This window comes from Pseudalkalibacillus sp. R45, from assembly GCF_052246725.1.
Taxonomy (GTDB): Bacteria; Bacillota; Bacilli; order Bacillales; family Fictibacillaceae; genus Pseudalkalibacillus.
Genome location: NZ_JBQQCL010000005.1, coordinates 100,865 through 127,225, shown reverse-complemented (window position 1 = coordinate 127,225; position 26,361 = coordinate 100,865). Strand labels below are relative to the sequence as shown.

Genomic DNA, 26,361 nt, shown 5'->3' with positions numbered 1-26,361 from the left:
CTCGGGTTGAACAATTCAATATAGGTGATATTTTATGAATGCGATTTACTTGGACCATGCTGCGACTTCTCCTACCCGTGAGGAAGTGGTCGAGGTGATGGTTCCTTATTTTACATCTCTATACGGGAATCCTTCGAGCATCCATCAGTTCGGAAGGAATACGAGGCAAGCCCTCGATGAAGCCAGAAGAGTGATCGCCGGTAGCATCAATGCAAATTTCAACGAGATCATTTTTACTAGCGGCGGTACCGAATCGGATAACATGGCAATTATCGGAACTGTTTTCGCGCTTCAGGAGAAAGGAAAGCATATCATCACGACGAAGGTTGAGCATCATGCAGTATTACATGCTGTTGAATATCTAGAAGAGAATGGATTTGAAGTGACATACCTTCCTGTTGATGAAGAAGGGCTCATCGATTCACAGCAAGTAGAAGATGCGATTCGTGAAGATACGATCCTTGTGACAATCATGTACGGGAATAATGAGGTCGGTACGCTTCAACCGATTCAAGAGATCGGTAGAATTACGAGTGAAAAGGAAGTCCTTTTCCATACCGATGCGGTTCAAGCATACGGGAGTGTGATCATTGATGTGAAGCATATGGGTATCGACTTATTGTCTGTCTCTGCACATAAGATCAATGGTCCGAAAGGGAATGGGTTCTTGTATGTCCGTGAAGGAATTTGGCTGGAACCACGTGCCTTCGGCGGTGAACAAGAGCGTAAAAGAAGAGCCGGGACAGAGAACGTTCCTGGAATCATGGGCATGAAAAAAGCGGTGGAATTGATTCAAGATGAAAAGATCAATCGCTATGGCGAGCTTCTTCAAATGAAAAAAAGAATGCTTGAAATTTTTGATGGTGCCGGTATTGAGTATGTGTTGAATGGATCAATCACCAATTCGCTGCCACATGTTTTGAATGTCAGCTTTCCTGGAACAAATGTAGAATCAATGCTTGTCAATCTAGATTTGTCTGGCATCGCGGCATCCAGCGGATCAGCTTGTACGGCTGGATCGATTGAGCCGTCCCATGTGCTTGCTGCTATGTTCGATGATCATGAACGGATGACTTCTGCAATCCGTTTCAGCTTTGGTTTTGGAAACACCGTTGAGGAGATTGAACGGGCAGCGAACGAAACCGTCCGTATCGTCAATAGATTAACATCAATGTGAATGGAGGTGAGGAATATGGAAAAACGACCTGAAGATACAAGAGTCGTCGTTGGAATGTCTGGAGGGGTCGACTCTTCAGTAGCTGCATTGCTTTTAAAAGAACAAGGGTATGATGTGATCGGGATTTTTATGAAAAACTGGGATGACACGGACGAAAACGGCGTTTGTACAGCAACAGAAGACTACGAAGACGTCATTCGTGTTTGCAACCAACTTGGTATTCCCTACTATGCAGTGAATTTCGAAAAACAATACTGGGACAAAGTGTTTTCCTATTTCCTAGAGGAATATAAAGCGGGAAGAACGCCAAACCCTGATGTAATGTGTAACAAAGAGATCAAATTCAAGGCTTTCCTTGATCATGCGATGAGTCTTGGAGCAGATTATGTAGCAACTGGACACTATGCGCGAATCGGTGAACGGAACGGCGAGAAGGTCATGCTCCGCGGTGTCGATGAAAACAAGGATCAGACCTATTTCTTGAACCAGTTAAGTCAAGAACAAATTTCGAAAGTGTTGTTCCCGATCGGGGAATATAAGAAGCCTGAAATCAGAGAAATGGCAGAAAAAGCGAACCTGGCTACTGCGAAGAAAAAAGACAGTACAGGTATTTGTTTTATCGGGGAGCGGAACTTCAAAGAATTCCTTAGCCAATACCTTCCTGCACAGCCTGGTGAAATGCAGAGCTTGTCCGGTGAGGTGAAAGGGCACCACGATGGACTCATGTATTATACAATCGGTCAACGTCATGGACTAGGAATCGGTGGCGACGGGGATCCATGGTTCGTTGTTGGAAAAGATTTAGAAAAGAATGTCCTGTTTGTCGAACAAGGATTTCATAATGAGCTGCTCTATTCAGATAAGCTTAACGCCACGAAAGTCAGCTGGATGACTGGGAAAGGAATGCCGGATGAATTCAAGTGCACGGCGAAGTTCCGTTACCGCCAGCCAGACCGCTCTGTGACGGTCCGGAAAACGGAAGATGGCACATATGATGTTATCTTTGATGAACCGCAGCGTGCGATCACCCCAGGACAAGCGGTCGTCTTTTATGATGGAGATGTATGTCTTGGCGGGGGTACGATAGATAAAGTCTATAAAAAAGAGGAAGCAATATCTTATTTGTAAATTGATCATGGAACAGAGTGGGGGCTGTCCCAAAAGTGTCTGAGTCTCTCCGAATTTATCAACATTTTGAGAAAAATCATGGTTTTGATTCAAAATGTTGTGTTGGAGGTGTCTGACACTTTTCTTTTAGGACAGTCCCCACTTCCATTTCTTTTTATAAATCGGCTTTGTTAAAGAATGATGTTGATTTCTTCGAAATTCACTCCCTTTCCGCGGGCGAACCGTGAGCTTCCTCACGAACTTGACAGTTCGTTGTGAGGTACGGGTGAGGAGAGAAACAAAAACAGCCTATTTTATCAAAAAGGAGGCCGACGATGTCTGATAAGAATAAACGTGGGATTGAATTGATGAAAGAAGGAAAATACGAAGAAGCAGCGAAGGCATTTCATAGTGCTCTTGAAGAAAATCCTGACGACCCAGTCATTTATGTGAACTTTGGAAACCTGTTAGAACTGGTAGGCGAATATGAGAAAGCGATGGGCTTTTTCGATAAAGCCATTTCCATGGATGAAACAATGGCGCCGGCCTATTATGGTGCTGGCGTTGTCTTTTATAAACTCGAGCAGTATGATGATGCGCTTGACCTTTTTCAAGAGGCGATCAAACGCGGCCTCTCAGATGGTGATTCACACTTCATGCTCGGGATGAGTTTTTCACAATTGGGCGATATCACACGGGCTCTTCCGCATTTCCAATCTGCTGCTGAAAAGAATTCCGAGGATGGCGAGGCATGGTTCCAATACGGAATGACACTCGGAAAGCTGAATTTGTTTGAACAAGCAATCACCGCTTTAGAGAACGTGATCGAACTCGCGCCAGACCATGCAGACGCTTACTATAACCTTGGCGTAGCGTATTTGTACAAAGAAAACATCCAGAAAGCGAAAGAGATGTTTACAAAAGCAATCGAAAATCAGAACGATCATCTGTTGGCACATAACGGTATCAAGAAAATCAATGAGATTCAAGAGTCTACTGAAACCAATGATTAGTGGGGATAAACGATGGAGTTACAAAGCCAATTCGATTTAGGATCAGACGAAAAACGGTATGTGAAAGGTTCGATCCTTCATGTGATCTATCAAAATAAAGAGACTTTTTATTCCGTTCTGAAGGTGTCTGCGAAAGCATCCAATTTAGCCGACATGGATAAAGAAATGATCGTGGTGGGTACTTTCCCTGTGTTGCTGGAAGAAGAGACGTACATCTTCTGGGGGGATGTGAAAGACCATCCAAAGTACGGGAAACAATTTGTGGTTGAATTTTACAGAAAAGATCTTCCTAGAACAGAAGACGGGATGGTCCAGTATCTTTCAAGTGATTTGTTCAGTGGAATCGGGAAGAAGACCGCAGAAAAAGTCATCCATACACTTGGGGATACCGCATTTTCCAAAATCATCGAGGATCCGGAAGTATTGAATGAGGTTAAGGATTTATCCGAAGAACGGGCAAAGACCATATATGCAACCTTAATGGAACACCAGGGTTTAGAACAGCTTCTTAGTACATTGCACCGCTACGGAATCGGTCCCTCTATTGCGATGAAAATCTATCAATCTTACAAAGATGAGGCGATTTCCGTCATTCAGAGTAATCCTTATCAGTTGATTTATGACATTGATGGAATCGGTTTTCGTAGAGCAGATGAAATCGGAAATGCTTTGGGAATCGAAGAAACGTCATCGGAACGTGTGCAAGCCGGCCTTCTTTATAATTTGAAAGAGCTTTGCAATCAGCAAGGACATACATACATTGCAGTAGATGAATTGATAGAGGAAACGAAAAAACTGCTTTTTACAAAGCCTGTTGATTCTGATGTGGATTTTTACAGCGACATTGTTGCTTTACATGGTGAAGGGCAAGTGTTCATTGAGGATGAAAATGCGTATCTTCCATCGCTCTATTTTGCTGAATATGGTTTACTTCAAAAAATTGAACGCTTATTGAAACAGGAAGAATATGATCGTATCGAGCTTTCAGACTTTTACAATGCACTAGGTACTCTGGAAGAATCACAAGGAATCGAATATGCGGAAGCTCAGAAAGAAGCCATTTATAAAGCACTGACTTCCCCGATGATGATTTTGACTGGTGGTCCTGGAACCGGGAAGACGACCGTCATTAAAGGAATCATTGAAACATACTCTGAAATCCATGGACTTTCGCTCGATCTCCAAGATTATAAGGATGAGGATTTTCCATTTTTACTCGTAGCACCGACTGGCCGTGCCGCTAAACGCATGAGTGAGTCCACAGGCATTCCAGCAGTAACGATTCATCGTCTTCTTGGTTGGAAGGGCGGCAGCGGATTTGAACATCACGGTGAAAATCCGATTGCTGGCCGACTACTCATCATTGATGAAATGTCGATGGTTGATGTCCGTCTTGCCTACAGGCTGTTCGACGCATTACCTGAAGAAATACAGGTGATCATGGTGGGAGATGAAGATCAGCTTCCATCCGTAAGTCCTGGACAAGTATTGAAGGATTTCATTTCATCTGAAGTGATTCCAACAGTAAAGCTTGATGAGATTTATCGACAAGCGAAGGGTTCGACTATTGTACAATTGGCTCATGAAATGAAAAAAGGGGGATTGCCAGAGGACCTGGGTTCTCCTCAACATGACAGGCGGTTCTTCCCGTGTTCACATGAACAAGTGACAACAGCAGTACTCCAGGTTTGTAAAAGTGCAATGACAAAAGGGTTTACTGCACGAGATGTACAAGTATTGGCACCAATATATAGAGGTCGAGCTGGTATTGATGAGATGAACAAAGAATTGCAAGAAATGTTCAATCCGCCGACTGAGCAAAAAAGGGAAATCGATTATTTCCAATCGATTTATCGTGTCGGTGATAAGGTTCTCCAACTCGTCAATGTTCCCGAGGAGCAAATCTTTAATGGAGATATCGGAGAAATCGTGTCGATCATCTTCGCAAAAGAAACAACGGATAAAGAGGATCAGATTGTCATATCATTTGATGGTATTGAGGTGACGTTCAAAAAGACGGATCTGAACCAAATTACGCATGCCTATTGTTGTTCGATTCATAAATCACAGGGAAGCGAGTTTCCGATCGTCGTCTTACCGATTGTAAAAGGCTATTATCGGATGCTGCGGCGGAATCTGATTTATACGGCGGTCACCCGCAGTAAAGAATATCTGATCTTATGTGGTGAAATGGATGCACTGGAAAGAGCGGTACAACAAAACGATTCTGGGACTCGCAACTCACATTTGAGTATGAAATTGAAAAAAAGAATCGAAAGCTCTAGCGATAGCAGGACAAAAAGAGAAAGCGTATAAATCCCAAAAATACGGGACATCCTATTCGTAGCACTTTTTTGATTTATCAAGAGGAGGAACGAACAATGAGATGTCCCAACTGCCAATGCAAGGACCTTGGCAAAATCGGGGTGGACCAGTATTACTGCTGGGGATGTTTCATCGAACTGACGGCCGTTGATGGCAAACTGATTCTTAATCAAGTAGAGGAAGATGGCAGTTTGACTTCTTTGGATGATTTGTTCGATGATGACGATCTAAGAATTTCGATGTAACTTCATACTGGGATGGTGTTTAATGTGAACCGTACAATCATGACTATAGCAACGACCTGTGCCGGTGCGTATCTGATCAAATCGTTATATGGAAGAAATATGAAGATGAATCGCATGCTATCAACGAAGAAAATGAAGCGGATCCGTAAAAGGATTGCAAAAGCGATTTATTGAAAAGAGCTGACGTTCAGATGAATGTCAGTTTTTTTTGTAGGTTTTATTAAGGCTGTTTGAGCAAACTTTGTTGCTCTAGAAAGTCGTTATTTCCGCTCCAGGATGCTCGCTTTCCGCGGGGCGTGCGGTGAGCCCACTCGTCGCCTTGCGACATTGAATGGTCTCACCTGTCCCGCTGATCCCGCAGGAGTCTCGCACCTTGCTCTCCAATCAACTTACACAAGGTGTTTTTTTTAAAAAGACTCAAAAGCAACAATCTTTTAGAAAAGAGCCTTATTAAAAAACTATACAGTTTGCTGCAAGACTTTGTTTAGGATTGCTGTAAGCGAATTTACGACACTCCTACGGGAAAAGCATGAATTTCGCAGAAAGCAAAACCTATACCGTTATTCAAATGAAATGAATAACCGAACTTTTTAAGCGCACGTTAAAGATACAAGAATAATGTGAAAAGATCCGGTGGCGCTTATGAAAAAACTGTTTACAATTGAAGCACTGGTAAGGCTCGGCATGGTCTTATTAGCTTTACTATGTGCATTTGTCTTCATGAAATTGAAACCGTTTTGGGATCCGATTCTTGATATGGTATTGGCCGTTTTCATGCCATTTTTCGTCGCAATCTTCATCACCTATCTATTACATCCTATTGTAGAATGGATTCATCGGCGGGGCATCCCACGATCTCTCGCTATCCTTGTGATTTACCTTGCTTTTTTTGGTGGCATAGGATTTTTGATTTTTAAAAGTGTTCCATATCTGATATCACAGCTCAAAGACCTGAGTGAACAATTACCTGTATTATCGGAAACTTATCGGACCTGGATTCGGGAATTTTATGAACATACTGATAATCTGCCGGAAACGGTCCATACTGAATTTGAAAAAACGGTGAATGCTGTTGAGCAATATTTAACAATATTAATAAGCGGCGTTCTTGCTGCAATCAAAGGATTTTGGCGAAATCTTTTTGCATGGATCGTCATTCCTTTTCTCGTTTTCTATATGCTGAAAGACTTTAAGGTTATCACGCGGATGATTTGGAACATGACCCCGAAAAAGTGGAGAGCGCCTGGAAAGAAAATCATCCATGATATCGATGTTTCACTTGGTAATTACATACGCGGACAATTGACAGTAGCTTGTGCCCTTGCAGTACTAGCAATTGGCGCGTTTTGGATAGCTGGTGTCCCTTACCCCGTGATTTTAGGTATCCTCATTGGTGTTACTGATTTCATTCCCTATTTCGGACCGGTCCTCGGGGCAGTTCCAGTTGCGTTGATTGCAGCGACGATATCGATAAATAAACTGTTGATCGTAATTGGAATTGTCATCATCCTTCAATTCATCGAGGGGAATATTCTCGGACCGCTTATTGTCGGGAAAACATTGCATATCCATCCGATAGGAATCATATTAGCATTGTTGATTGGCGGAGAAATCGGTGGCGTTGTTGGCTTACTCCTTGCTGTACCTTTCTTTGCAATTGGAAAAGTTATTTTCCATCATGCGAAAGAGCATTTCAGAAATGTTGACAATGCGGAAAAGTAAAGTCTATAATTAACGACAGCAGAACATGAATATGTAAAATGATGATGGAATGAGTAGGTCAAAGCCCTTCCTTGTAGAGAAGAACCTCCCAGGCTGAAAGAGGTTCTGGATGAAGTTTGACTGAACGCTGATCCGGAATGCAGGCAAATCCTGCCGGCGCACACCGTTAATGTGTCGAGGTGATGAATACATAAGATGTGTTCATAACCAGGGTGGTACCGCGTGATAACTCTCGTCCCTGTTTTAGGACGTGGGTTTTTTTATTGTCTAAAAAAAACAAACTCATAAAAATAGGAGGGAATTAATGATGAAAACGCTCACTTCAGCTGAAGTAAGACAGATGTATTTGGATTTTTTCAAAGAAAAAGGACATAAGGTTGAACCTAGTGCCTCTCTTGTTCCGCACGAAGATCCGTCCTTGCTGTGGATCAATAGTGGCGTTGCAACCTTGAAAAAGTATTTTGATGGGCGTGTCGTTCCAGAGAATCCTCGTATCGTAAACGCTCAAAAATCCATCCGTACGAATGATATTGAAAATGTCGGTAAAACTGCTCGCCATCATACGTTCTTCGAGATGCTGGGAAACTTCTCAATCGGGGACTACTTTAAAAAAGAAGCGATTATTTGGGCTTGGGAATTCTTGACTGATGAAAAATGGTTGGGAATTGACCCTGATAAACTAGCGGTCACGATTCATCCTGAAGACGATGAAGCGCATGACATTTGGCATAATGAAATCGGCCTTCCAAAGGATAAGATCATCCGCCTCGAAGAAAACTTCTGGGATATCGGAGAAGGCCCGAGTGGACCGAACACAGAAATCTTTTTTGATCGCGGGGAGAAGTATGGAAAAGACACGAACGATCCAGAGTTGTTCCCAGGGGGAGAAAACGAGCGTCACCTTGAAATCTGGAACCTTGTGTTTTCTCAATACAATCATAACCCTGATGGCTCGTATACTCCGTTGCCGAAAAAGAATATTGATACAGGGATGGGGCTTGAACGTGTCGTTTGTGCGTTACAGGATGCTCCGACAAACTATGAAACCGACCTGTTCATGCCAATGATCGAAGCAACAGAAAAAATCTCTGGTACTGAATATGGGAAGAATCCGGAAATCGATACTGCTTTCAAGGTGATTGCCGATCACATCCGGACAGTTACTTTCGCGGTTGCAGACGGGGCGCTGCCATCCAATGAAGGTCGAGGCTATGTATTACGCCGCCTTATCCGCAGAGCAATCCGTTTTGCTAAACAATTGAACATCAGCAAACCTTTTATGTTTGACCTTGTGCCAGTGGTTGCAGATGTCATGAAAGACTTCTATCCAAATGTTCTTGAAAACACCGATTTCATCCAAAAAGTCGTTAAGAATGAGGAAGAACGATTCCACGAAACCATCAACGAAGGTCTTGCGATTTTATCTGAAATGATGAAGGAAGCGAAAGAAAATGGGATAAATGAACTTTCTGGCTCGGATGCTTTCAAGTTGTATGATACGTATGGATTTCCTTTTGAATTGACTGAAGAGTATGTCGAAGAAGAAGGCTTGACGGTGAATCGGGAACAATTCGATGTGGAAATGGAAGCACAGCGTGAGCGGGCACGTTCAGCACGCCAGGACACAGGTTCTATGCAGGTTCAGACTGGAGTCCTGAGTGATATCAAAACCTCAAGTGAATTCATCGGTTATGACCAACTGCGTACGTCTTCTAAGGTTAGCGTGATCGTAAAGGGTGCTGATACGGTCAATGAAGCAAATGCTGGTGAAGAAGTCCTTGTCATCCTTGATCATACACCTTTTTATGCAGAAAGCGGCGGACAGATTGCTGACAAAGGGACACTTGAGAATGACAATGTTTTTGCTGTCGTAAAGGACGTCCAAAAAGCGCCGAATGGTCAAAATCTCCATACAGTCTATGTTGAAAAAGGAACATTGAAAGTCGATGAACCCATTACGGCAACCGTCAACGAGATCAGTCGTGCTGGTATAATCAAGAACCATACCGCAACACACTTGCTTCATCAAGCACTTAAAGATGTACTTGGAAAACATGTCAATCAAGCAGGTTCTCTTGTAACTTCTGATCGCTTACGTTTCGACTTCTCCCACTTCAATCAGATCACTCCGGAGGAATTGGAGAAGATTGAATCGATTGTAAACGAAAAGATTTGGAGCACCATTCCTGTTGAAAAGATGATCAAGCCGATTGAAGAAGCAAAAGCGATGGGAGCGATGGCATTATTCGGTGAAAAATACGGAAGTGAAGTTCGTGTCGTAAAAGTCGGAGATTACAGTCTTGAGCTTTGCGGAGGCTGTCATGTAGTTAATACTGCAGAAATCGGGTTGTTCAAGATCGTAGCAGAATCCGGCATTGGGGCTGGAACACGCAGGATTGAAGCAGTTACAAGTGAGGGAGCCTATCGTCATCTCACTGGACAAGTCCAAATCCTTAAAGATACAGCAGACGCTTTGAAGTCTAACCTGAATGATGTACCTGCAAAGGTTGGTACTATGCAATCACAAATCAAAGAGCTTCAACGTGAAAATGAATCCTTGAAAGGTAAGCTTGCGAATATTGAAGCAGGTTCCTTGGTGGATCATGCTGAAGAAATCAATGGCGTAAAAGTATTAGCTAGAAAAGTTTCTGCTAGTGATATGAATAATTTACGCTCAATCGTAGATGATTTGAAGAACAAGATCGGAAGCGGGGTAGTCGTTCTTGGTTCTGCACAAAATGAAAAAGTGAATATTGTTGCAGGAGTTACGGATAATTTAACGAAAGAAGGCTTTCATGCAGGTAAAATTGTAAAGGAAGTCGCAACCCGATGTGGAGGCGGCGGAGGTGGACGCCCCGATATGGCTCAAGCTGGCGGAAAACAACCTGAAAAACTGGATGACGCATTAAATTATGTTTACGAATTCGTCAAATCCATTTCCTAAACCTGTATGTGTATTGTACAATAAAGGTAGAAAAAGCGGGGATTTCCCAATCTAACGCTAAAGAGAGGTGTCAAGATGAGCTCATTTGACAAGACGGTAAAGTTCAATTTCCAAGACGACTCGATGGATGCCAACGTCAAGAGTGTATTGTTGTCAGTATACGAGTCATTGCAAGAGAAAGGATACAACCCGATCAACCAGATCGTAGGTTACCTCCTGTCTGGCGATCCAGCTTATATTCCTCGTCATAATGATGCTAGAAGCAAGATGCGCAAGCTTGAACGTGATGAATTGATTGAGGAACTCGTAAAATCGTATTTAGTACAGCATCAGGAAAGTGAGAGATAATTTCTGCATATGCGAAAATTAGGGTTAGACGTCGGTACAAAAACAATTGGCATTGCACTTAGCGATGCGTTAGGATGGACGGCACAGGGGATAGAAACATACCGGCGTACGGGAGATATCGACCAGGAAATGCAGTATTTGAAGCAACTGATTGATAAGCATGAAGTCGACACAATCGTGGTCGGTCTACCGAAAAATATGAATGGAACAATAGGCCCTAGTGGAGAAATGTGTCAAGAATTTGCAAAGCATATTGAGGACACATTAAAAATATCCACTGTGCTGTGGGATGAACGCTTGACCACGGCCGCGGCAGAACGCATGCTCATAGAAGCTGATGTCAGCCGCAAGAAGCGCAAAGGGGTCATTGACAAAATGGCAGCTGTGCTCATCTTACAGAGCTATTTAGACAGCCCAGCCGCTAAATAAAAAAGAGGTGCTAAAATGTCTGAGGAAGAAAAAGAACGGATCATCATCCCTGATGAAAATGGTGAGGAACATTTATTTGAAGTACTCTTTACGTTCGATGTAGATGCAACTGAACGTTCGTACATGGTACTTGTTCCTGTTGAAAATGGAGAAGATGAAGAAGACGTTGAAGTTTTCGCTTTCCGTTACGAAGATAAAGGCGAAAAAGACGACGATATCGAACTTTTCCCAATTGAAACAGATCAAGAATGGGATATGGTCGAAGAAATGTTGAACACTTTCCAAGAATCCGAAGAACTCTAAACAAAGATGATGAAGGACTGATCACAAATGTGTGGTCAGTCCTTTTTAATGGCAAAAAATCAGGTTGCGATTTGAGATAATAGTTGAGACAAACATCTAACGGACACCAGAGCCTTATTTACCTGAATGAGCTGAAAAAACATACTCGTTTGGCAAAATAGCGTCTCTCCTGTCCGCTAAATTGTGAAATTACCTTATTTTGTTCCGAATAAGGTCTCCTGTGTCCGTTAGGGTAGTGACCTTAGCAGATTTAATGAAAGAAGCTGGCCAAAAAGGAAAATATCAGACCTCACTACACATTATTTTGTTTCAAAATACGTTTTTCTTAAAATGTTGTTAATTGCTGAGAGACTCAGACACTTATTGGACAGCATGTTTCCCTTCATTCAAAGATAAGCAATAATAATACACAGCCTAAAGTTCAACTAGATTAAGCTTACACCTAAGGCTAGTTGCCAAGTTTTTTATTTTTGCTCACGTTGATTGAAGCGATATTTGCGACATTCCAACAGAAAATGCCATCCAGCCAAAACAGCGAGCAACGAGTGAGGAGGCTCTCTAAGGCTGGAGGTGAATAGCTGACGAAATCAACATTTCAAAATAATAGCCCTTCTTTTACAAAAATAGAACTTAAAAGCAATTCGTATCCTGAATTTGACAAAATCTAAAAAAATTGACGAATTTAAGCCGAATTAATACTGAATTATAGTATAATGGAACAGATGTATTAGAGGGGGGATATTTCGGTGCTTCAACCAAATCTAGATCATGAAACGATTATGCGCCGTAATCAGGAAGCAAAGATTGTAAGACGAGTTGTATTTATCGTACTTACACTCCTGGTTTTTTCGATCGTAGGCCTGGGAATTGGTGGCTACGTATATATTAAAGGCGCATTTGAGCCAGTTGATGCTTCCAATAAAGAACCGATAGAAGTGGAAATACCAATTGGCACGTCATCCGGTACAATAGCGAAAAAATTAGAAGAGAGCGGTGTCATCAAAAGCGCACTCGTATTCAAGTACTATGTCAAATATAAAAATGAAGATGATTTCCAAGCAGGAAATTATGAGCTTACCCAATCTATGGAGATGAAAGACATCATCAATTCTCTGAAAGACGGTAAAGTATATAAAGAGGCTGAAATGACTGTCCGTATTCCAGAAGGACTTCGCATCAATGAAGTAGTATCCAAGATTTCCGAACAAACGGATTACACAGAAGAAGAAGTTCAGGAAAAAATGAAAGATAAGAAATTCATTGAATCATTGATTGCAAAATATCCGCTATTGGATGAAAAAATCTTGGGTGAAAAAGTGATCTGGCCACTCGAAGGCTATCTTTTTCCGGCAACCTATGAATTTTACGTGAAAGATCCAAGTTTAGAATCCATTATTGAATCGATGGTTAAAAAGATGAGCACAGTGGTGACGAAATATAACGCAGGAATACAAGAATCAAGCTATACGACTCATGAAATACTGACATTAGCTTCCATCATCGAAGAAGAGGCGAAAGTAAAGGAAGATCGATTCAAAGTTTCGGGTGTATTTTATAACCGTCTTCAAAAAGGGATGCCTCTCCAATCTGATGTGACGGTCACCTACGCTCAGCAACAGTCGAAAATTACAGTAACGTATAAGGACACAGAAATCGAATCACCGTATAATACCTATCATGAGTCTGGTTTACCGATCGGACCGATCTCGGCCCCTGGGGAATCAGCCATCGATGCTGCAGTGAATCCAGAGCCGAACGCGAATTATTATTTCTTCGCACGCCCGAACGGGGAAGTCCTATATGCGAAAACTTTGGATGAGCATAATCAGATCAAAGAAAAATATATCCAAGAGTGGCGTGACCTTGCAAATAAAGACAAAGAATAATATTGGAAACCAGAGGGGATGAGATAGACTCGCATTCCCTCTTTTCTTATGTTAAAATAGACCGGGTTAAGAGGAGGCTTCCACATGATTTCAGACGAGTTGAAACATTATATTGAAGGTTTGATCCCAGATAGACAGCAAGAAATCTTACAGATGGAAGAAGATGCACGGGTAGAAAATGTCCCGATTATGGATCTGATAGGAATGGAAGCTCTGTTACAAATTATTCGTCTCCACAAACCGAAGCGTATTTTGGAAATCGGAACTGCAATTGGATATTCCGCAATCCGGATGGTACAGGCCGCTCCAGAGAGTCGTGTTGTATCCATCGAACGTGATTCAGAGCGTTTTAATCAAGCAATTGCCAATATTTCAAAACTCGGATTACAAGATTCAATTCACGTAATTGAAGGAGATGCGCTTGAGAAAATTTCAGAGATTGAAGAAGAAGGACCTTATGATTTCATTTTCATAGATGCTGCAAAAGGGCAGTACCAGCGTTTCTTTCAGGAATTTGAAAACATGCTCGTACCAGGCGGAGTAATTGTTAGTGATAATGTCTTGTTCAGAGGATTCGTAGCTAAAGGGAACGAAGAAATCGAGACAAGAAGATTTCGGAAGCTGACGGATAAGATTCGGAATTACAATGAATTTTTGATTGGACAAACCAGGTTCGATACAACGATACTTCCTGTTGGTGACGGAATGGCTATTAGTATTTTGAAAGATAAAGTAAAGGAATAAAGGGGAAGGAAACATGGGTAAGAAACCAGTTGTAATTGGTGTCGCCGGAGGTTCTGGTTCCGGAAAAACGACAGTAGCGAAAGAAATCTTCCGGCAGTTTGCCGATCAATCGATTTTAATTCTTGAACAGGATGCATACTATAAGGACCAATCCGAAAAATCGATGGATGAGAGACTAGAAACGAATTATGATCATCCTCTCGCATTCGATAATGATTTGTTGATTGAACATATCGAAAAGCTCAGAAACAAAGAGTCCATTGAAAAACCGGTTTATGACTATACAGCACACACAAGAAGTGATAAAATAATTCCAATTGAACCAAAAGATGTTATCATATTAGAAGGTATTCTTATTTTAGAGGACGAACGGTTGCGTGATCTGATGGATATCAAATTATTCGTTGATACTGATGCAGACGTCCGGATCATAAGACGTCTCCTTCGTGATATCAATGAACGTGGACGTACCATCGACTCCGTAATCGATCAATACACCACAGTTGTTCGTCCGATGCATAATCAATTCATTGAACCGACGAAACGATATGCTGATATCATTATTCCTGAGGGCGGCCAAAACCGAGTGGCGATCGACCTGATGGTGACGAAAATCAATACGATTTTAGAAACTAAAGAAATATTGAAATCATAACAGGGGGTACGATCACCTCTGTTTTCAATATGAGATGAATATCTTATATTTCAAGTAGTGTACAATGTGTACGCTTACATTTTTTATTAATACGTCTTTAGTACCAATGCATATACTAGTCGGTAACGAGAAGGTTTTAGAGGAGTGAAGGATAATGGCAGAAGAAAAGAAACACTATATGACTGAAGAGGGTAAACAGAAACTCGAAAACGAACTGGAACACTTGAAAACGGAAAAACGTAAAGAAGTCGTTGAACGTATCAAGGTTGCTAGAAGCTTCGGAGATCTATCTGAGAACTCTGAGTATGATGCTGCGAAAGATGAGCAGGCATTCGTAGAAGCTCGTATCCAACAGCTTGAAAAGATGATCCGTAATGCCGAAATCATCGAAGAGCAGGATCAGAATCCGCATGTTGTATCCATCGGTAAATCAGTGAAATTCATCGAATTACCAGATGGAGAAGAGGAATCCTACACGATCGTCGGAAGCGCTGAAGCAGATCCGTTCGAAGGTAAGATTTCTAATGACTCCCCTATGGCTAAAAGCCTAATGGGCCGTACTGTCGGTGATGAAGTAGCTGTCCAGACACCTGGCGGGGAAATGAACGTACGCATCGTAGAAGTAGGCTAAATAGATGGATGAACCCGTTTGTCGAAAAGGATGAACGGGTTTTTTGCATTTTCATTTTCAGCTATTTGTTTAAGGAGGAAATCATGGAAGCAATTGGAGAAACTCTGAGGAATTATGAGAAAGAGCATTATTTAAGTGGGGCAATCTTAGTCTCAAAAGATCATAATGTGATTTTCGAAAAAGCCTATGGTAAAGCCAGTATACAACTAGATGTACCTAATACACTCGAAACTAAATTCCATATCGCCTCTGAGACCAAAATGTTCATCGCTGCTGCTGCATTAAAGCTGGAGGAAGAAGGATTACTGAATTTATATGATGCTCCTAAGACATACATAAAAGAATTGAAAAAGCTCCACCCCAAGATTACTCTCCATCATCTTCTCAACCATACTTCAGGATTACATGATATTTATGCTGTTCCAAATCTTCGTTATGAAATGTATAAACTCCAGGTTGAAGAAGGAGATTTTCTTGCATGTTTGGCAGGTCAGGAGCAATTATTCGAGCCCGGGAAAAAATGGAGTTACAATAGTACAGGCTTCATCCTGATGGGTTACATCATGGAAAGTGTATCGGGTATGACTTTTGAAGATTTACTTAATGAGCTTTTCTTCACACCTCTTAAAATGAACGATTCAGGTATAGACAACCCTAAACTGATTAATCCAAAGCGAGCGCTAGGTCATTCTATCGAAAACGGAAAATTGATAAATGCAGACTATGACAAATTAAGTATAATTGATGCACCAGGTGAGCTTTATTCAACTGTTCGGGATTTGAATAAATGGTGTGATGCGCTGTTCAGAAAAAAGATATTATCTGAGTCATCCTACGAAAAAATGTTTACTTCATATATAACTACCAGTTGGGATCCAAATTTGAAATATGGATATGGTTGGTTCCTGGGACCAAATTTCAGACTCATCGGTGGGGGAACACCTGGATTTCGTTCAGAAATCTGGCAATATCCAGATGAGAAACTTAACGTCATCATGTTATGGAACAATGAGAAAGTAAATTCTTTTGCTATTTTTGAAAAGGTAAAGGAGCATTTATTACAAAAAGAGATGATAATGGAAAAATAATTCATTCTATCTTTTGTCTATAGTATTGTACCAAGAATAACAGAGTATTGTTTTAAAAAAGCTGTTTCGGGCGAGAATGTTGATGAGGTGGGGATCACATGAATAATCCGAAACGGCTTTATTATGTATTAATCGTATTCAGTATCGTATTGGCCGTGCTTATCGGCAGACTAGCACATATCCAATTGGTCGATACACGATCGTTTTCAAAGCACCAAGTAAATTTGATTGAAGAAAGTGTCAAACAACGTATACACTCAATTGCTTTAGATGATGGGAGAGGGAAGATGCAGGACCGCTATGGCGAACTCCTGGCGGAAGTGCATGAACCTTCTGTCATCCTTTTTCCGTTTTTAAAAGAAGATGAGGAAGCCCTTAAGAAATTATCTCCGCTTGTCAGCCGTTCGACGTTTGAATTGAAGAATAAGTTGGAGGGCAGGAAAGATCCCCTTGTAATCAAAAATGAAGACATCACACGTGAAACAGTTGAACAAGTAAACGATCTGATGATTCAGGGTGCATTCGGCCAAATGCTCTCAATAAATGAAGAGAACACCTTTGCAAGTCATTTCATAGGTTCTGTACGTGAAAACCCTGGGATGTTACGCGAAAAATACCCTGAACGTATTGATAAAGGTCTGATAAGTATATCAACCAAAACAGGGGTCAACGGTATACAGGCAGCTTTCGATCCTTTTTTGATTTCAGAAGGAGAATCGAAGCTTATTTATCATGTTGAACAGTCCGGAAGGCCGCTTTTCGGTTTTGATGTCAAATATACAGCACCGTCTAACCCGTTCTATCCGGTAACTCTACGGACGACTTTGGATCCAAAAGCTCAACGCATCGTAGAAGACGCAATTGATCAATTCAAGATTACAAAGGGTGGTGCCGTTCTATTGGATGTGGATTCAAGCGATGTACTTGCGATGGCCAGCCGTCCATTGCCCCCACATTCTAATCCTTTAGCTGAAGGCACAGCAAATAAAATGCTAGAGACACATTTCCCCGGTTCTGTTTTTAAAATTGTCACAGCGGCTGCCGCTATCGAAGAAGATCATCTATCGACTGACCCTGATCGTGTCTTTGATTGCAGTAAAAACACGTATAATGAGGGGCAGGAGCAACGTGATTTAGGTAATTTAACCTTTAAAGAAAGCTTTTATCAGAGTTGTAACAATACCTTTGCGACCTTACTTAACGAAATGATGGAAAATGACAAAGATATCACTGATGAATATGCCGCTAAATTAGGACTCACTGCATTTTCAGGATGGACAGGAGATGTGTTTCATTTTGAAGGTTTGAAGCACTATCCAGGTGAACAATCAAGCATGATATGGAATGATGGACAGGATAAACATGTTTCCCGTGCAATTGCCCAAACGGCTATCGGTCAGTTGAATGTACGTGTTTCTCCACTTTCGGTGGCGAATATGATGACGACGATTGCACGAGGAGGCACAAAAAAACAAGTGCGCGCAGCCCATTCTGTTTTATATAAGAACGGAACGACACTTGCTGATTTTAAGGAGAAAGAAATACCTGGTGATAGTTTATCTCGTTATACGATCAAAGAGCTTCAAAAATTATTGAAAGGAGTTGTCGTTGATCCAAATGGAACTGGACATGGTACTTTCAGTCAATTGCCTTGGGCTGTAGCTGGAAAATCAGGTACTGCTGAAAAAGGAGAAAAGGGTCAGAAAGGGTACAATAAGTGGTTTGCGGGTTACTTTCCTGCTGACGATCCAAAATATGCGCTGGTCGTTGTTGACCTGGATGCAGCAGAAACAGAAACTGCTACGAATAAAACATTTGCGCAGATTGTTCAACAGTTGTATGAAGCACAACAACAACAACCAGACTGAGAGAGTGTATATTAGGCTTTTGGTTGTACGACTTTCACTTCGTGGTTGGGGAGCAAGTGGTCCTGAAGATGCTGTTCTTTGTAAGGCGCCAGGATGAATTCAAAGAGCCTCTGTTCAGAAACATCGAACACTTCTAGAGTCGAACCATCATGTAAACAGACATGTAACGTTTGCGTGTCTTTTTGATAGCCAATGGTATGAAACGTTTTTAGATTCCATTCTTCTGAATGAAAAGTTGTAAACTGCATACACATCACCCCTCCTTATCATTACTATTAGCCATGTAATAGAGAAAATCCTTTTTAACGACAAAACTAGTTTAAAAATTACAAATATTCACACTATTAATTATACAATATTTTCTTGTACGGTACAAAAAATAATCCTTCATCGAAACAATGTAGAGTGGTAGAATAATATGTAGAATTGGAGGGGAGACCATGAGAGATAATTTTTCAACAAACTCAAGATATGAACGCACACAAAAAAGTAAAAAGCAAACACTTATATTGAATATATTAATCGGTGTTGTCTTCATTGGGATCCTTGCCGTAGGAGCAAGTATGCTTTTAGGTGACGATGAATCCGCAACTGAAAAACAACAGAATCAAGATAATACAGCATCTGTACCTGATACAGATGAGAACTCAGATGAATCGAGCAATAATGATTCTTCCAATGAACAAGCTGCCGATGAAGAAAGTAAGGAAAATGAAACGAACACGGACAGCGAATCTAAGGAAGAAGATGATACATCTGTAAAGAAAGAGGAAGAAGAGGCATCTGAAGGTAGCAGTGAAGATAGTGATGGATATAAGACCTATTCTGATGAAACTGCAGGACCTGAGGGTCAATGGGAGCCAGTTGGTACTGTCCAAAAAGACTCACATCAATCAAGCTTCGAAAAAGGTACTACTGATTGGAAGGAAAAAGAAAAAGCGCTGCAATATGCAACAGGACTATCACCTGATGAAATCGAGTACTGGTGGATCGGAAACGGTGGATCTGCAACGACAGCTAAGGGTATTGTTAGTAAAGCCGAAAATAAAGACAATCCTTATGTTGTCATGCTTGAATGGGTAGACGGTGAAGGTTGGAAGCCAACGTCTGTCGAACGTGTTCCAGGTGCAGCTAATCAATAAGAAATATAGAACGAAAATGACCCGGAGGATGAGTAAATCCTTTCGGGTCATTTTTTCCATCATTACAGAGTATTAAAGGTATTGCTCCATTTCCTTTATGCAAACCGTACACCTAACAGGCCTGAAACTAAACCGAAGATGATTCCAACTGTACAGAGCATTAACCAGATCCGTCTGTTTCGGGGCTTGTTAATGTAAAACCAACCAAGGATGACAAATAAAATTCCCTCAATCATAAACCACGGTTCGAATAACAAAAGATCCCACACTACAAAAGAATGCTCATTAAAATTAAACGATCCAGATTCCAGCTCGACAACACCTGTTATTTGAAAGATCCGGTAGAAGATCCCATAAATGCCATGGGAAGTCGCTATCGAACATCCAAATAAGGCTATTCCGAGCAGCAACCAGCTAATGACTTTTTGTTTCCTAAGATAGATAAATGCAATACCTACGAATCCTGCAGCTGTAAGGAATCCTGTTGCTACCCAGTTTATCATTTCCCAAAAAGCTGCTTCTGCTACAGATTCCTTCAACAATGACATACCGATTGTGCCACCTAAAGCCCAATAAAGATGGGGCAACATATAGGCTATTGACCAAATGAATACAGCATATCCCGTCAATACTAAATGACGTCGATGTTGTGGCTGCGGATGAATCAAATTAGTGATGTTTACTTTACTTTCGTTCATTTAAACACTCCAATCATTTTTGCTTGTCACTTTAAACAGTGCAGTTTTTTGATTTGGCTATTTTCGCAAACGTTGTTGATCTTGCACTTAAAGAAAGTGTAAAAAACTTTCTTCAGTATAAGGGCAACTAAGGCTCGACCTACACAAGGCTTGGTCTCGCCAAGTTTTCTTTAAAAGGCGTTGATTTCCGCTCCAGGATGCTCGCTTTCCGCGGGGCGTGCGGTGAGCCCACTCGTCGCCTTGCGACCTCAGGAGTCTCCTTTTCAAGGAAGCATTTGTGCTCCTGCGTCTACAAGAAAGTCCTGTCGAAGTGAGCTTCCTCGTCGCATGCCTTGCGAGGAGATTATTCAGGTAGTAGGCACGTTGATCCCGCAGGACAATGAAAGCTTCGGCAGCGTTACATCGCACGAAGAAAATGTGATTTTCATTTTCGAGGAGTCTCGCACCTTGCTCTCTAATCAACTTCCACAAGGTGAGTTTTTAAAAATGACTCAAAAGCAACAATCTTTTAGAAAAGAGCCTTTGATTTTTACTGAATTTTGATATGGCCACTGGATACGGAGAGATCGACACGGTGATCTCCAGAGCCATGAGTCCCTTCTATTCTTTTCTGGTCAGAAATTTCATTTTCCAATGGGATATCACAATCGATATGTCCGCTGCTCACTTTTCCTTTCAACTTGAATCCAGCATCTTTTGGAAGGTCTAATTCGGCTGATCCGGAACTTATCTCAACATCAATGTCTCCAATCAGTTCATCCATCTGAACGTCTAATTTACCTGAAGATAAATCGGCAGACAATGCACCCGTATAGTTCTTGATTTTCACATTCCCGGAACTGATATCGAATATCCCTTCGTCTGTCTTCAGATTATTTACATCTACATTCCCTGACGATGCATCATGGGTGAACTTCTTTGCATGAATATTTTTAAGCTTGAGGTTTCCAGAACTTATATCGACCTTTAAGGATGTCAATTTCATTCGGTCTGATGGACCATAAAAGGTTAAATTACCCGATCCATTATGCAGTTCAAGTTCTTGATCGTAATCCTCCGGTATGTGTATGGTCAGCTTGGTTCGATCGAAGCCAAACCAATTCAACCATCCTTTTCTTGCTTTTACTTTTATGTCATCACCGCGGCGATTGAAATCTACATCGCCTTTACCATTTAACTCTACTCTCAGATTGCTTCGTTTCTCAGGAATGATCTCCGTATTCATGCCGGAAACATCAATATTGATCCGGTCTGCACCCTTCACCTCTTCAGAGAGATCCTTGCCACTTCCAAATAAAGACCAGGTCGGTTTCGCTTCAGTAAAGAGGAGATATCCCCCGATCAGGATGATTAAGATTGCAAAAAACATTTTCATAATGGTTACCCACTTTCGCTTTGACTTTACTTTGTTGTATTTAGATTATGATACTTTCAGAATAGGAACAACGCACTCAAGAATGATTTAAAATTAAGGCTTGAGACGTAGAAAAAAAGGAGCCGATCAATACGACTCCTTTTTCTCGTTCAGCCTTTGTATCTGAAATGCACAATTGCTGAATAGATACGTTTTCCACTTGAGGGATCGATGTTCACCTGATGTGAAACATGATGGACCCGAAGTAATAAGGCCTGGTTTTGTTCAATTTTTTCTTGAACTGCCACTTCCAGCTTTGAAAGTTCACCTGCTTCGAAAAACTCTACTTTGTCTTCGATAAAATCAAGATGAAGCTCCATTTTCTCACACTCCTAAAATATTACTTTGTCTACAGGGGATATGATCCAAATCATCCTATACCGAATAAAATTTTACCATGAAGGGGTCACATATGGATAGACGAAACTCGTACAATACCGGGTGTTAACACGTTTTCAATATTGCCAGATTCTCTCGATTATGATATGTTGTAGCCATAATAAAATTAAATCATACTATATTGATAGGAATAATAAATTTTAAAATTTAGGAGTGTGGACAGGGTGGGTAGAGAGTTTATCGATCTCTTTAACCAATGGGCAGAATCTTACGATGAGACTGTCTCAAGCAAAGATAACGAATATCATGAAGTTTTTGAACGATATGAAGAGATTCTTGAACGAGTGGCCAGTGAATCATCAGGAACCGTTCTTGAGTTCGGTGTAGGAACTGGGAATTTGACGAACGTCTTAATCAATAAAAAACTGGATGTGGTAGGGGTGGAGCCTTCACCTGGCATGCGAGAGAAAACGGAAGAACGTTTTCCAAACTTAAAAGTCGTCGACGGTGATTTTCTATCATTTCCTAAGTTCGATGAAAACATTGACACCATTGTAAGTACGTATGCGTTTCATCATTTAACCGACGATGAAAAAGCACATGCTATTCGTAATTATGGAAACCTTCTTGGTAACAATGGTAAAATTGTATTTGCAGACACTGTATTTGAACATGATGAAGCGAAAAAAGAAATTCATGATCGGGTAAAGAGCCAGGGTTACAAGAACTTGCTTCATGATCTGCAGACGGAATACTACACTACAATTGGCGTTCTATCAGAGATTTTCCAAAATAATGGCTTTGAAGTTAGCTTTGAACGACTGAATAGGTATGTGTGGTTGATTCATGCTGTAAAAAAAGATTTGTAAAGGAATGTGAATATGAAAGTCGCTATTATCGGAGCAATGGACGAAGAAGTTATTTTAATGCAAGAATTGATTGAGGATTGTAAAACGGAAATGATTGCAGGGTGTACCTTCTTTATAGGGAAACTAAACGATCAAGATATCATTTTGCTGAAGTCAGGGATCGGTAAAGTGAACGCAGCGATTGCAACAACGTTATTGAATCAGTTATATAAACCTGATTATGTGATCAACACGGGCTCTGCAGGGGGATTCAATCCTGACTTGAATGTGGGGGACGTAGTCATTTCAACGGAAATACGACACCATGATGTAGACGTTACGGCATTCGGTTATGAGTACGGCCAAGTCCCGCAATTGCCTGCTTTTTATATGCCTGATCCTTTGCTTGTGGAAATTGCAGAAGAAAGTGCAAAGGATGTTACTGAGATGCAGATCGTCAAAGGGTTGATTGCATCCGGTGATTCATTCATGAACGATGCATCACGGGTAAAAGACATCCGCGGAAAGTTCCCTGAATTATTTGCAGCTGAAATGGAAGCTGCTGCAATCGCGCAGGTTTGTCATCAATTCAAAGTCCCGTTTGTCGTGATTCGTTCTTTATCGGATATCGCGGGTAAAGATGCACCGATGTCATTCGATCAATTTTTGAAAGTAGCGGCGAAAAATTCCGCAGATTTGATTCTTAAAATGGTAAAGGAGCTGAAGAAACATGGCTAAAAAAATGAATGTGGAAAGTTTCAATCTCGATCATACGAAAGTACGTGCACCGTATGTCCGTCTCGTAGGAGTTACGAAAGGTCAACATGGTGACGAGATTTCAAAGTATGATATCCGTTTCAAGCAACCGAACAAAGCACATATGGATATGCCAGGACTTCATTCCCTTGAACATTTGATGGCGGAAAATATCCGTAACCATCATGATCGTGTCATCGATATCGGACCGATGGGCTGTCAGACTGGCTTCTACCTTTCTGTATTGAACCATTCAGATCAAGAGGAGATTATGGATGTTCTTGAAAAGACATTGAATGATGTCCTAAATGCCGATGAAGTTCCAGCATGTAACGAGGTGCAATGTGGATGGGCTGCAAACCACAGCCTCGAAGGGGCAAAGGAAATCGCCACGGAGATGCTAGAAAAACGCAGTGAATGGAAAGATGTATTTGGAGAGGAATAACATGCATGAGGTATTTTAAAAACGTTCAAGAGCTGATTGGTCATACGCCGCTGGTGGAGATCGCCAATTTCAATCTTCCCAACGGTGTACGGCTTTTCGCTAAACTTGAGCTTTACAATCCAGGTGGAAGCATCAAAGATCGACTTGGAAAAGAACTACTTGAGGAAGCTTTCATCAGCGGAAAACTCAAGCAAGGCGGGACGGTGATCGAGCCTACTGCCGGAAATACTGGTATCGGCCTCGCCCTGGCGGCTGTGAACAAGGGAATCGAAGTGATATTCGTCGTTCCTGAAAAATTCAGTGTTGAAAAGCAGGAATTAATGCGGGCGTTGGGTGCCAAGATTGTCAATACAGAAACTGAAAAGGGAATGCGTGGTGCAATCGAAAAGGCGAAGGAGCTTGAAAAGGAAATCGAGAACGCCTACTATCCTGCTCAATTTGCAAATCCAGCAAACCCGAATACGTATTATAAAACACTAGGGCCTGAGATCTGGGAAGCGCTTGATGGAAAAGTCGACGTATTCCTCGCTGGAGCAGGAACTGGTGGTACTTTCATGGGCACAGCCCGATATTTGAAAGAACAACGCAAAGACATCAAAACGGTCATTGTTGAACCAGAGGGATCGATCTTGAACGGAGGGGAGCCGGGGCCGCACAAGGCTGAAGGAATCGGCATGGAATTCCTCCCGGATTATATGGATACAAGTTATTTCGATGCAATCCATACAATTGAAGATGTGGAGGCTTTTAACCGGGTAAAAGAGTTAGCCTTGAAGGAAGGACTCCTTGTCGGAAGTTCATCTGGAGCTGTTTTACATGCAGCAATGATCGAAGCCGAACAAGCAAAGCCTGGCAGTAATATCGTTACTGTCTTTCCAGACAGCAGTGAGCGTTACTTAAGTAAAAAGATTTACCAAGGAGGCATATAAATGAAGCCGAAAACGAAAATGATCCATGCTGGTATTTTCGGTGACGAGCATACAGGTGCCGTTTCCACTCCGATTTATCAGGTGAGTACGTATAAACAGGAAAGTGTCGGGAACTTCAAAGGATACGAATACTCACGTACAGGAAACCCGACGCGTTATGCATTAGAAGAATTGATCAAGGATTTAGAAGAAGGGGAAGCTGGATTCGCATTCGGCTCAGGAATGGCTGCGATTAATTCGATCATGATGATGTTCAATACTGGAGACCATGTTGTTTTTACCGATGACGTCTATGGTGGAACATATCGTCTTGTTTCGAAGGTGTTGAACCGTCTTGGTTTGGAATCGACATTCGTAGACACGAGCAACCTTGATAATATCGAAGCGGCGATAAAAGACAATACGAAAGCTGTATATGTTGAAACGCCGACAAATCCATTGTTGAAAGTGACGGATATTGCTGGAGCTTCCAAGATTGCAAAAAAGCATGGCCTGTTACTGATTGTCGATAATACATTCAACACCCCATACTGGCAGACACCAATTAATCACGGTGCAGATATCGTTTTGCACAGTGCGACGAAATATATCGGCGGACATAGTGATGTTGTCGCAGGTCTTGCTGTAGTGAACTCAAAAGAATTAGCTGAAGAGCTGCACTTCATCCAGAACTCTGCTGGAGCAGTACTCGGACCACAGGATTCATGGCTGTTGATTCGGGGGATCAAAACACTCGGTCTCCGTATGGAAGCGACCGAGAGCAATACGAAGAAAATTGCGGAATTCCTGGAGAAGCATCCTGCTGTAGAAAAAATCTTCTATCCTGGTTTACCGTCACATCCAGGACATGAATTATCGAAACGCCAGGCAGGCGGTTTCGGCGGCATGATCTCGTTTGATGTTGGTAGCCAGGAAAGGGCTGACCAGGTCTTGGGCAAAACGCGATACTTCACACTTGCAGAAAGTCTTGGAGCGGTTGAAAGCTTGATTTCTGCTCCTGCACGAATGACACATGCGTCCATTCCGAAGGACCGTCGTGATGAACTTGGAATCACTGATGGGTTGTTACGGATATCAGTCGGAATTGAAGATGCAGAAGACTTGATCGAAGACCTTAAACAAGCGTTAGAAAGCTGAGCGATTTGCACCAGTTCAGTTGAAAAATTGAAGGGTCCGCTTATGGCAATTGGAATCGATGCCGGTGGGTCCTTCTTGCTTTATGAGTAGCGATAAACCAAACGAATACATATACCACGGAATCCATACTGATAATCTGGTAACTTCAGGAATTGTCTGATAATCTCT

29 protein-coding genes are annotated in these 26,361 nt (G+C 41.6%); 25 read left to right on the top strand and 4 right to left on the bottom strand.

Annotated elements, in window-relative coordinates; genetic code table 11:
• Positions 1 to 34 precede the first annotated feature (34 nt).
• The 18 genes from ACTWQL_RS11385 (at position 35) to ACTWQL_RS11300 (ending at position 18,485) form a co-directional block, all read left to right on the top strand.
• A complete protein-coding gene (locus ACTWQL_RS11385) occupies positions 35 to 1,177 on the top strand; it encodes a cysteine desulfurase family protein (protein ID WP_443142561.1) in 1,143 nt (380 codons plus the stop codon).
• A gap of 15 nt (positions 1,178 to 1,192) precedes the next feature.
• Entirely contained in the window at positions 1,193 to 2,305 is a 1,113-nt protein-coding gene (gene mnmA, locus ACTWQL_RS11380) for a tRNA 2-thiouridine(34) synthase MnmA (RefSeq protein ID WP_443142560.1), read from the top strand.
• Between the two features lie 314 nt (positions 2,306 to 2,619).
• Positions 2,620 to 3,297 (top strand): tetratricopeptide repeat protein, encoded by a 678-nt coding sequence (locus ACTWQL_RS11375; protein ID WP_443142559.1) that lies wholly within the window; start codon positions 2,620 to 2,622, stop codon positions 3,295 to 3,297.
• Positions 3,298 to 3,309: 12 nt separating this feature from the next.
• Positions 3,310 to 5,613: an SF1B family DNA helicase RecD2 gene (recD2, locus tag ACTWQL_RS11370; RefSeq protein WP_443142558.1), complete on the top strand. Its 2,304-nt coding sequence runs from the start codon at positions 3,310 to 3,312 to the stop codon at positions 5,611 to 5,613.
• 65 nt (positions 5,614 to 5,678) lie between these two features.
• Positions 5,679 to 5,867, top strand: coding sequence for a hypothetical protein (locus ACTWQL_RS11365; RefSeq protein ID WP_443142557.1), 189 nt, complete (start codon positions 5,679 to 5,681; stop codon positions 5,865 to 5,867).
• Positions 5,868 to 5,891: 24 nt separating this feature from the next.
• The gene (locus ACTWQL_RS11360; protein ID WP_443142556.1) at positions 5,892 to 6,041 is read left to right on the top strand and encodes a hypothetical protein; all 150 of its coding nucleotides are present in this window, start codon (positions 5,892 to 5,894) and stop codon (positions 6,039 to 6,041) included.
• Between the two features lie 157 nt (positions 6,042 to 6,198).
• Positions 6,199 to 6,321: a hypothetical protein gene (locus tag ACTWQL_RS11355; protein WP_443142555.1), complete on the top strand. Its 123-nt coding sequence runs from the start codon at positions 6,199 to 6,201 to the stop codon at positions 6,319 to 6,321.
• A 188-nt stretch (positions 6,322 to 6,509) separates the two neighbouring features.
• The gene (locus tag ACTWQL_RS11350) at positions 6,510 to 7,589 is read left to right on the top strand and encodes an AI-2E family transporter (RefSeq protein ID WP_443142554.1); all 1,080 of its coding nucleotides are present in this window, start codon (positions 6,510 to 6,512) and stop codon (positions 7,587 to 7,589) included.
• Between the two features lie 307 nt (positions 7,590 to 7,896).
• Positions 7,897 to 10,533 carry an alanine--tRNA ligase gene (gene alaS / locus ACTWQL_RS11345; protein WP_443142674.1) on the top strand — a complete coding sequence of 879 codons (2,637 nt, stop codon included), beginning with the start codon at positions 7,897 to 7,899 and terminating at the stop codon, positions 10,531 to 10,533.
• A 75-nt stretch (positions 10,534 to 10,608) separates the two neighbouring features.
• A complete protein-coding gene (locus tag ACTWQL_RS11340) occupies positions 10,609 to 10,881 on the top strand; it encodes an IreB family regulatory phosphoprotein (RefSeq protein WP_443142553.1) in 273 nt (90 codons plus the stop codon).
• Positions 10,882 to 10,890: 9 nt separating this feature from the next.
• The gene (gene ruvX, locus ACTWQL_RS11335; RefSeq protein WP_443142552.1) at positions 10,891 to 11,310 is read left to right on the top strand and encodes a Holliday junction resolvase RuvX; all 420 of its coding nucleotides are present in this window, start codon (positions 10,891 to 10,893) and stop codon (positions 11,308 to 11,310) included.
• A gap of 15 nt (positions 11,311 to 11,325) precedes the next feature.
• A complete protein-coding gene (locus ACTWQL_RS11330; protein ID WP_443142551.1) occupies positions 11,326 to 11,613 on the top strand; it encodes a DUF1292 domain-containing protein in 288 nt (95 codons plus the stop codon).
• 746 nt (positions 11,614 to 12,359) lie between these two features.
• Positions 12,360 to 13,499: an endolytic transglycosylase MltG gene (gene mltG, locus ACTWQL_RS11325; protein ID WP_443142550.1), complete on the top strand. Its 1,140-nt coding sequence runs from the start codon at positions 12,360 to 12,362 to the stop codon at positions 13,497 to 13,499.
• An 84-nt stretch (positions 13,500 to 13,583) separates the two neighbouring features.
• Entirely contained in the window at positions 13,584 to 14,243 is a 660-nt protein-coding gene (locus ACTWQL_RS11320) for an O-methyltransferase (RefSeq protein ID WP_443142549.1), read from the top strand.
• 13 nt (positions 14,244 to 14,256) lie between these two features.
• On the top strand, positions 14,257 to 14,898 hold the full coding sequence (gene udk, locus ACTWQL_RS11315) for a uridine kinase (protein WP_221566114.1): 642 nt from the start codon (positions 14,257 to 14,259) through the stop codon (positions 14,896 to 14,898).
• Between the two features lie 154 nt (positions 14,899 to 15,052).
• Positions 15,053 to 15,529 carry a transcription elongation factor GreA gene (greA, locus tag ACTWQL_RS11310; RefSeq protein WP_443142548.1) on the top strand — a complete coding sequence of 159 codons (477 nt, stop codon included), beginning with the start codon at positions 15,053 to 15,055 and terminating at the stop codon, positions 15,527 to 15,529.
• An 83-nt stretch (positions 15,530 to 15,612) separates the two neighbouring features.
• Positions 15,613 to 16,617, top strand: a complete 1,005-nt coding sequence (locus ACTWQL_RS11305; protein WP_443142547.1) for a serine hydrolase domain-containing protein — start codon at positions 15,613 to 15,615, stop codon at positions 16,615 to 16,617.
• 98 nt (positions 16,618 to 16,715) lie between these two features.
• Entirely contained in the window at positions 16,716 to 18,485 is a 1,770-nt protein-coding gene (locus ACTWQL_RS11300) for a peptidoglycan D,D-transpeptidase FtsI family protein (protein ID WP_443142546.1), read from the top strand.
• An 11-nt stretch (positions 18,486 to 18,496) separates the two neighbouring features.
• Here the strand turns inward: ACTWQL_RS11300 and ACTWQL_RS11295 are convergent, their stop codons facing one another.
• Positions 18,497 to 18,733, bottom strand: coding sequence for a KTSC domain-containing protein (locus ACTWQL_RS11295; protein WP_221566106.1), 237 nt, complete (start codon positions 18,731 to 18,733; stop codon positions 18,497 to 18,499).
• 192 nt (positions 18,734 to 18,925) lie between these two features.
• On the opposite strand from ACTWQL_RS11295, the gene ACTWQL_RS11290 reads away from it, so the two are divergent.
• Positions 18,926 to 19,627 (top strand): DUF1510 family protein, encoded by a 702-nt coding sequence (locus ACTWQL_RS11290; RefSeq protein WP_443142545.1) that lies wholly within the window; start codon positions 18,926 to 18,928, stop codon positions 19,625 to 19,627.
• Between the two features lie 95 nt (positions 19,628 to 19,722).
• On the opposite strand, the gene ACTWQL_RS11285 is transcribed toward ACTWQL_RS11290, so the two are convergent.
• Complete coding sequence (locus tag ACTWQL_RS11285) at positions 19,723 to 20,325, bottom strand: DUF3995 domain-containing protein (protein ID WP_443142544.1); 603 nt, start codon at positions 20,323 to 20,325, stop codon at positions 19,723 to 19,725.
• Positions 20,326 to 20,652: 327 nt separating this feature from the next.
• On the opposite strand from ACTWQL_RS11285, the gene ACTWQL_RS11280 reads away from it, so the two are divergent.
• Entirely contained in the window at positions 20,653 to 20,868 is a 216-nt protein-coding gene (locus ACTWQL_RS11280; protein ID WP_443142543.1) for a hypothetical protein, read from the top strand.
• Here the strand turns inward: ACTWQL_RS11280 and liaG are convergent.
• Positions 20,855 to 21,700: a LiaG family protein gene (liaG, locus tag ACTWQL_RS11275; RefSeq protein ID WP_443142542.1), complete on the bottom strand. Its 846-nt coding sequence runs from the start codon at positions 21,698 to 21,700 to the stop codon at positions 20,855 to 20,857. The genes ACTWQL_RS11280 and liaG overlap by 14 nt on opposite strands.
• A gap of 149 nt (positions 21,701 to 21,849) precedes the next feature.
• Complete coding sequence (locus tag ACTWQL_RS11270) at positions 21,850 to 22,059, bottom strand: DUF2536 family protein (RefSeq protein WP_443142541.1); 210 nt, start codon at positions 22,057 to 22,059, stop codon at positions 21,850 to 21,852.
• A gap of 243 nt (positions 22,060 to 22,302) precedes the next feature.
• On the opposite strand from ACTWQL_RS11270, the gene ACTWQL_RS11265 reads away from it, so the two are divergent.
• From ACTWQL_RS11265 to ACTWQL_RS11245, 5 genes are read left to right on the top strand one after another with little or no spacing between them, the layout of a single operon-like run.
• Positions 22,303 to 22,947 (top strand): class I SAM-dependent DNA methyltransferase, encoded by a 645-nt coding sequence (locus ACTWQL_RS11265; RefSeq protein WP_443142540.1) that lies wholly within the window; start codon positions 22,303 to 22,305, stop codon positions 22,945 to 22,947.
• Positions 22,948 to 22,959: 12 nt separating this feature from the next.
• On the top strand, positions 22,960 to 23,664 hold the full coding sequence (gene mtnN, locus ACTWQL_RS11260) for a 5'-methylthioadenosine/S-adenosylhomocysteine nucleosidase (protein WP_443142539.1): 705 nt from the start codon (positions 22,960 to 22,962) through the stop codon (positions 23,662 to 23,664).
• Complete coding sequence (locus ACTWQL_RS11255; RefSeq protein WP_443142538.1) at positions 23,657 to 24,127, top strand: S-ribosylhomocysteine lyase; 471 nt, start codon at positions 23,657 to 23,659, stop codon at positions 24,125 to 24,127. The genes mtnN and ACTWQL_RS11255 overlap by 8 nt, the downstream gene beginning before the upstream one ends.
• A 5-nt stretch (positions 24,128 to 24,132) precedes the next feature.
• The gene (locus ACTWQL_RS11250) at positions 24,133 to 25,056 is read left to right on the top strand and encodes a PLP-dependent cysteine synthase family protein (RefSeq protein ID WP_443142537.1); all 924 of its coding nucleotides are present in this window, start codon (positions 24,133 to 24,135) and stop codon (positions 25,054 to 25,056) included.
• On the top strand, positions 25,057 to 26,193 hold the full coding sequence (locus tag ACTWQL_RS11245) for a bifunctional cystathionine gamma-lyase/homocysteine desulfhydrase (protein WP_443142536.1): 1,137 nt from the start codon (positions 25,057 to 25,059) through the stop codon (positions 26,191 to 26,193). It begins immediately after the preceding gene.
• The last annotated feature ends 168 nt before the right edge of the window (positions 26,194 to 26,361 follow it).

Bases quoted from the DNA above. Each gene is read 5' to 3' on its own strand.
- ruvX (WP_443142552.1), top strand. From the start codon at position 10,891: ATGCGAAAATTAGGGTTAGACGTCGGTACAAAAACAATTGGCATTGCA.
- ACTWQL_RS11285 (WP_443142544.1), bottom strand. From the start codon at position 20,325: ATGAACGAAAGTAAAGTAAACATCACTAATTTGATTCATCCGCAGCCA.
- ACTWQL_RS11305 (WP_443142547.1), top strand. From the start codon at position 15,613: ATGGAAGCAATTGGAGAAACTCTGAGGAATTATGAGAAAGAGCATTAT.
- alaS (WP_443142674.1), top strand. From the start codon at position 7,897: ATGAAAACGCTCACTTCAGCTGAAGTAAGACAGATGTATTTGGATTTT.
- ACTWQL_RS11320 (WP_443142549.1), top strand. From the start codon at position 13,584: ATGATTTCAGACGAGTTGAAACATTATATTGAAGGTTTGATCCCAGAT.
- ACTWQL_RS11295 (WP_221566106.1), bottom strand. From the start codon at position 18,733: ATGCAGTTTACAACTTTTCATTCAGAAGAATGGAATCTAAAAACGTTT.
- ACTWQL_RS11385 (WP_443142561.1), top strand. From the start codon at position 35: ATGAATGCGATTTACTTGGACCATGCTGCGACTTCTCCTACCCGTGAG.
- ACTWQL_RS11250 (WP_443142537.1), top strand. From the start codon at position 24,133: ATGAGGTATTTTAAAAACGTTCAAGAGCTGATTGGTCATACGCCGCTG.
- ACTWQL_RS11350 (WP_443142554.1), top strand. From the start codon at position 6,510: ATGAAAAAACTGTTTACAATTGAAGCACTGGTAAGGCTCGGCATGGTC.
- ACTWQL_RS11365 (WP_443142557.1), top strand. From the start codon at position 5,679: ATGAGATGTCCCAACTGCCAATGCAAGGACCTTGGCAAAATCGGGGTG.
- ACTWQL_RS11270 (WP_443142541.1), bottom strand. From the start codon at position 22,059: ATGGAGCTTCATCTTGATTTTATCGAAGACAAAGTAGAGTTTTTCGAA.
- ACTWQL_RS11355 (WP_443142555.1), top strand. From the start codon at position 6,199: ATGGTCTCACCTGTCCCGCTGATCCCGCAGGAGTCTCGCACCTTGCTC.
- ACTWQL_RS11375 (WP_443142559.1), top strand. From the start codon at position 2,620: ATGTCTGATAAGAATAAACGTGGGATTGAATTGATGAAAGAAGGAAAA.
- liaG (WP_443142542.1), bottom strand. From the start codon at position 21,700: ATGAAAATGTTTTTTGCAATCTTAATCATCCTGATCGGGGGATATCTC.
- udk (WP_221566114.1), top strand. From the start codon at position 14,257: ATGGGTAAGAAACCAGTTGTAATTGGTGTCGCCGGAGGTTCTGGTTCC.
- ACTWQL_RS11280 (WP_443142543.1), top strand. From the start codon at position 20,653: ATGCCTTGCGAGGAGATTATTCAGGTAGTAGGCACGTTGATCCCGCAG.
- ACTWQL_RS11290 (WP_443142545.1), top strand. From the start codon at position 18,926: ATGAGAGATAATTTTTCAACAAACTCAAGATATGAACGCACACAAAAA.
- ACTWQL_RS11300 (WP_443142546.1), top strand. From the start codon at position 16,716: ATGAATAATCCGAAACGGCTTTATTATGTATTAATCGTATTCAGTATC.
- recD2 (WP_443142558.1), top strand. From the start codon at position 3,310: ATGGAGTTACAAAGCCAATTCGATTTAGGATCAGACGAAAAACGGTAT.
- greA (WP_443142548.1), top strand. From the start codon at position 15,053: ATGGCAGAAGAAAAGAAACACTATATGACTGAAGAGGGTAAACAGAAA.
- ACTWQL_RS11255 (WP_443142538.1), top strand. From the start codon at position 23,657: ATGGCTAAAAAAATGAATGTGGAAAGTTTCAATCTCGATCATACGAAA.
- ACTWQL_RS11245 (WP_443142536.1), top strand. From the start codon at position 25,057: ATGAAGCCGAAAACGAAAATGATCCATGCTGGTATTTTCGGTGACGAG.
- ACTWQL_RS11330 (WP_443142551.1), top strand. From the start codon at position 11,326: ATGTCTGAGGAAGAAAAAGAACGGATCATCATCCCTGATGAAAATGGT.
- mnmA (WP_443142560.1), top strand. From the start codon at position 1,193: ATGGAAAAACGACCTGAAGATACAAGAGTCGTCGTTGGAATGTCTGGA.
- ACTWQL_RS11340 (WP_443142553.1), top strand. From the start codon at position 10,609: ATGAGCTCATTTGACAAGACGGTAAAGTTCAATTTCCAAGACGACTCG.
- mtnN (WP_443142539.1), top strand. From the start codon at position 22,960: ATGAAAGTCGCTATTATCGGAGCAATGGACGAAGAAGTTATTTTAATG.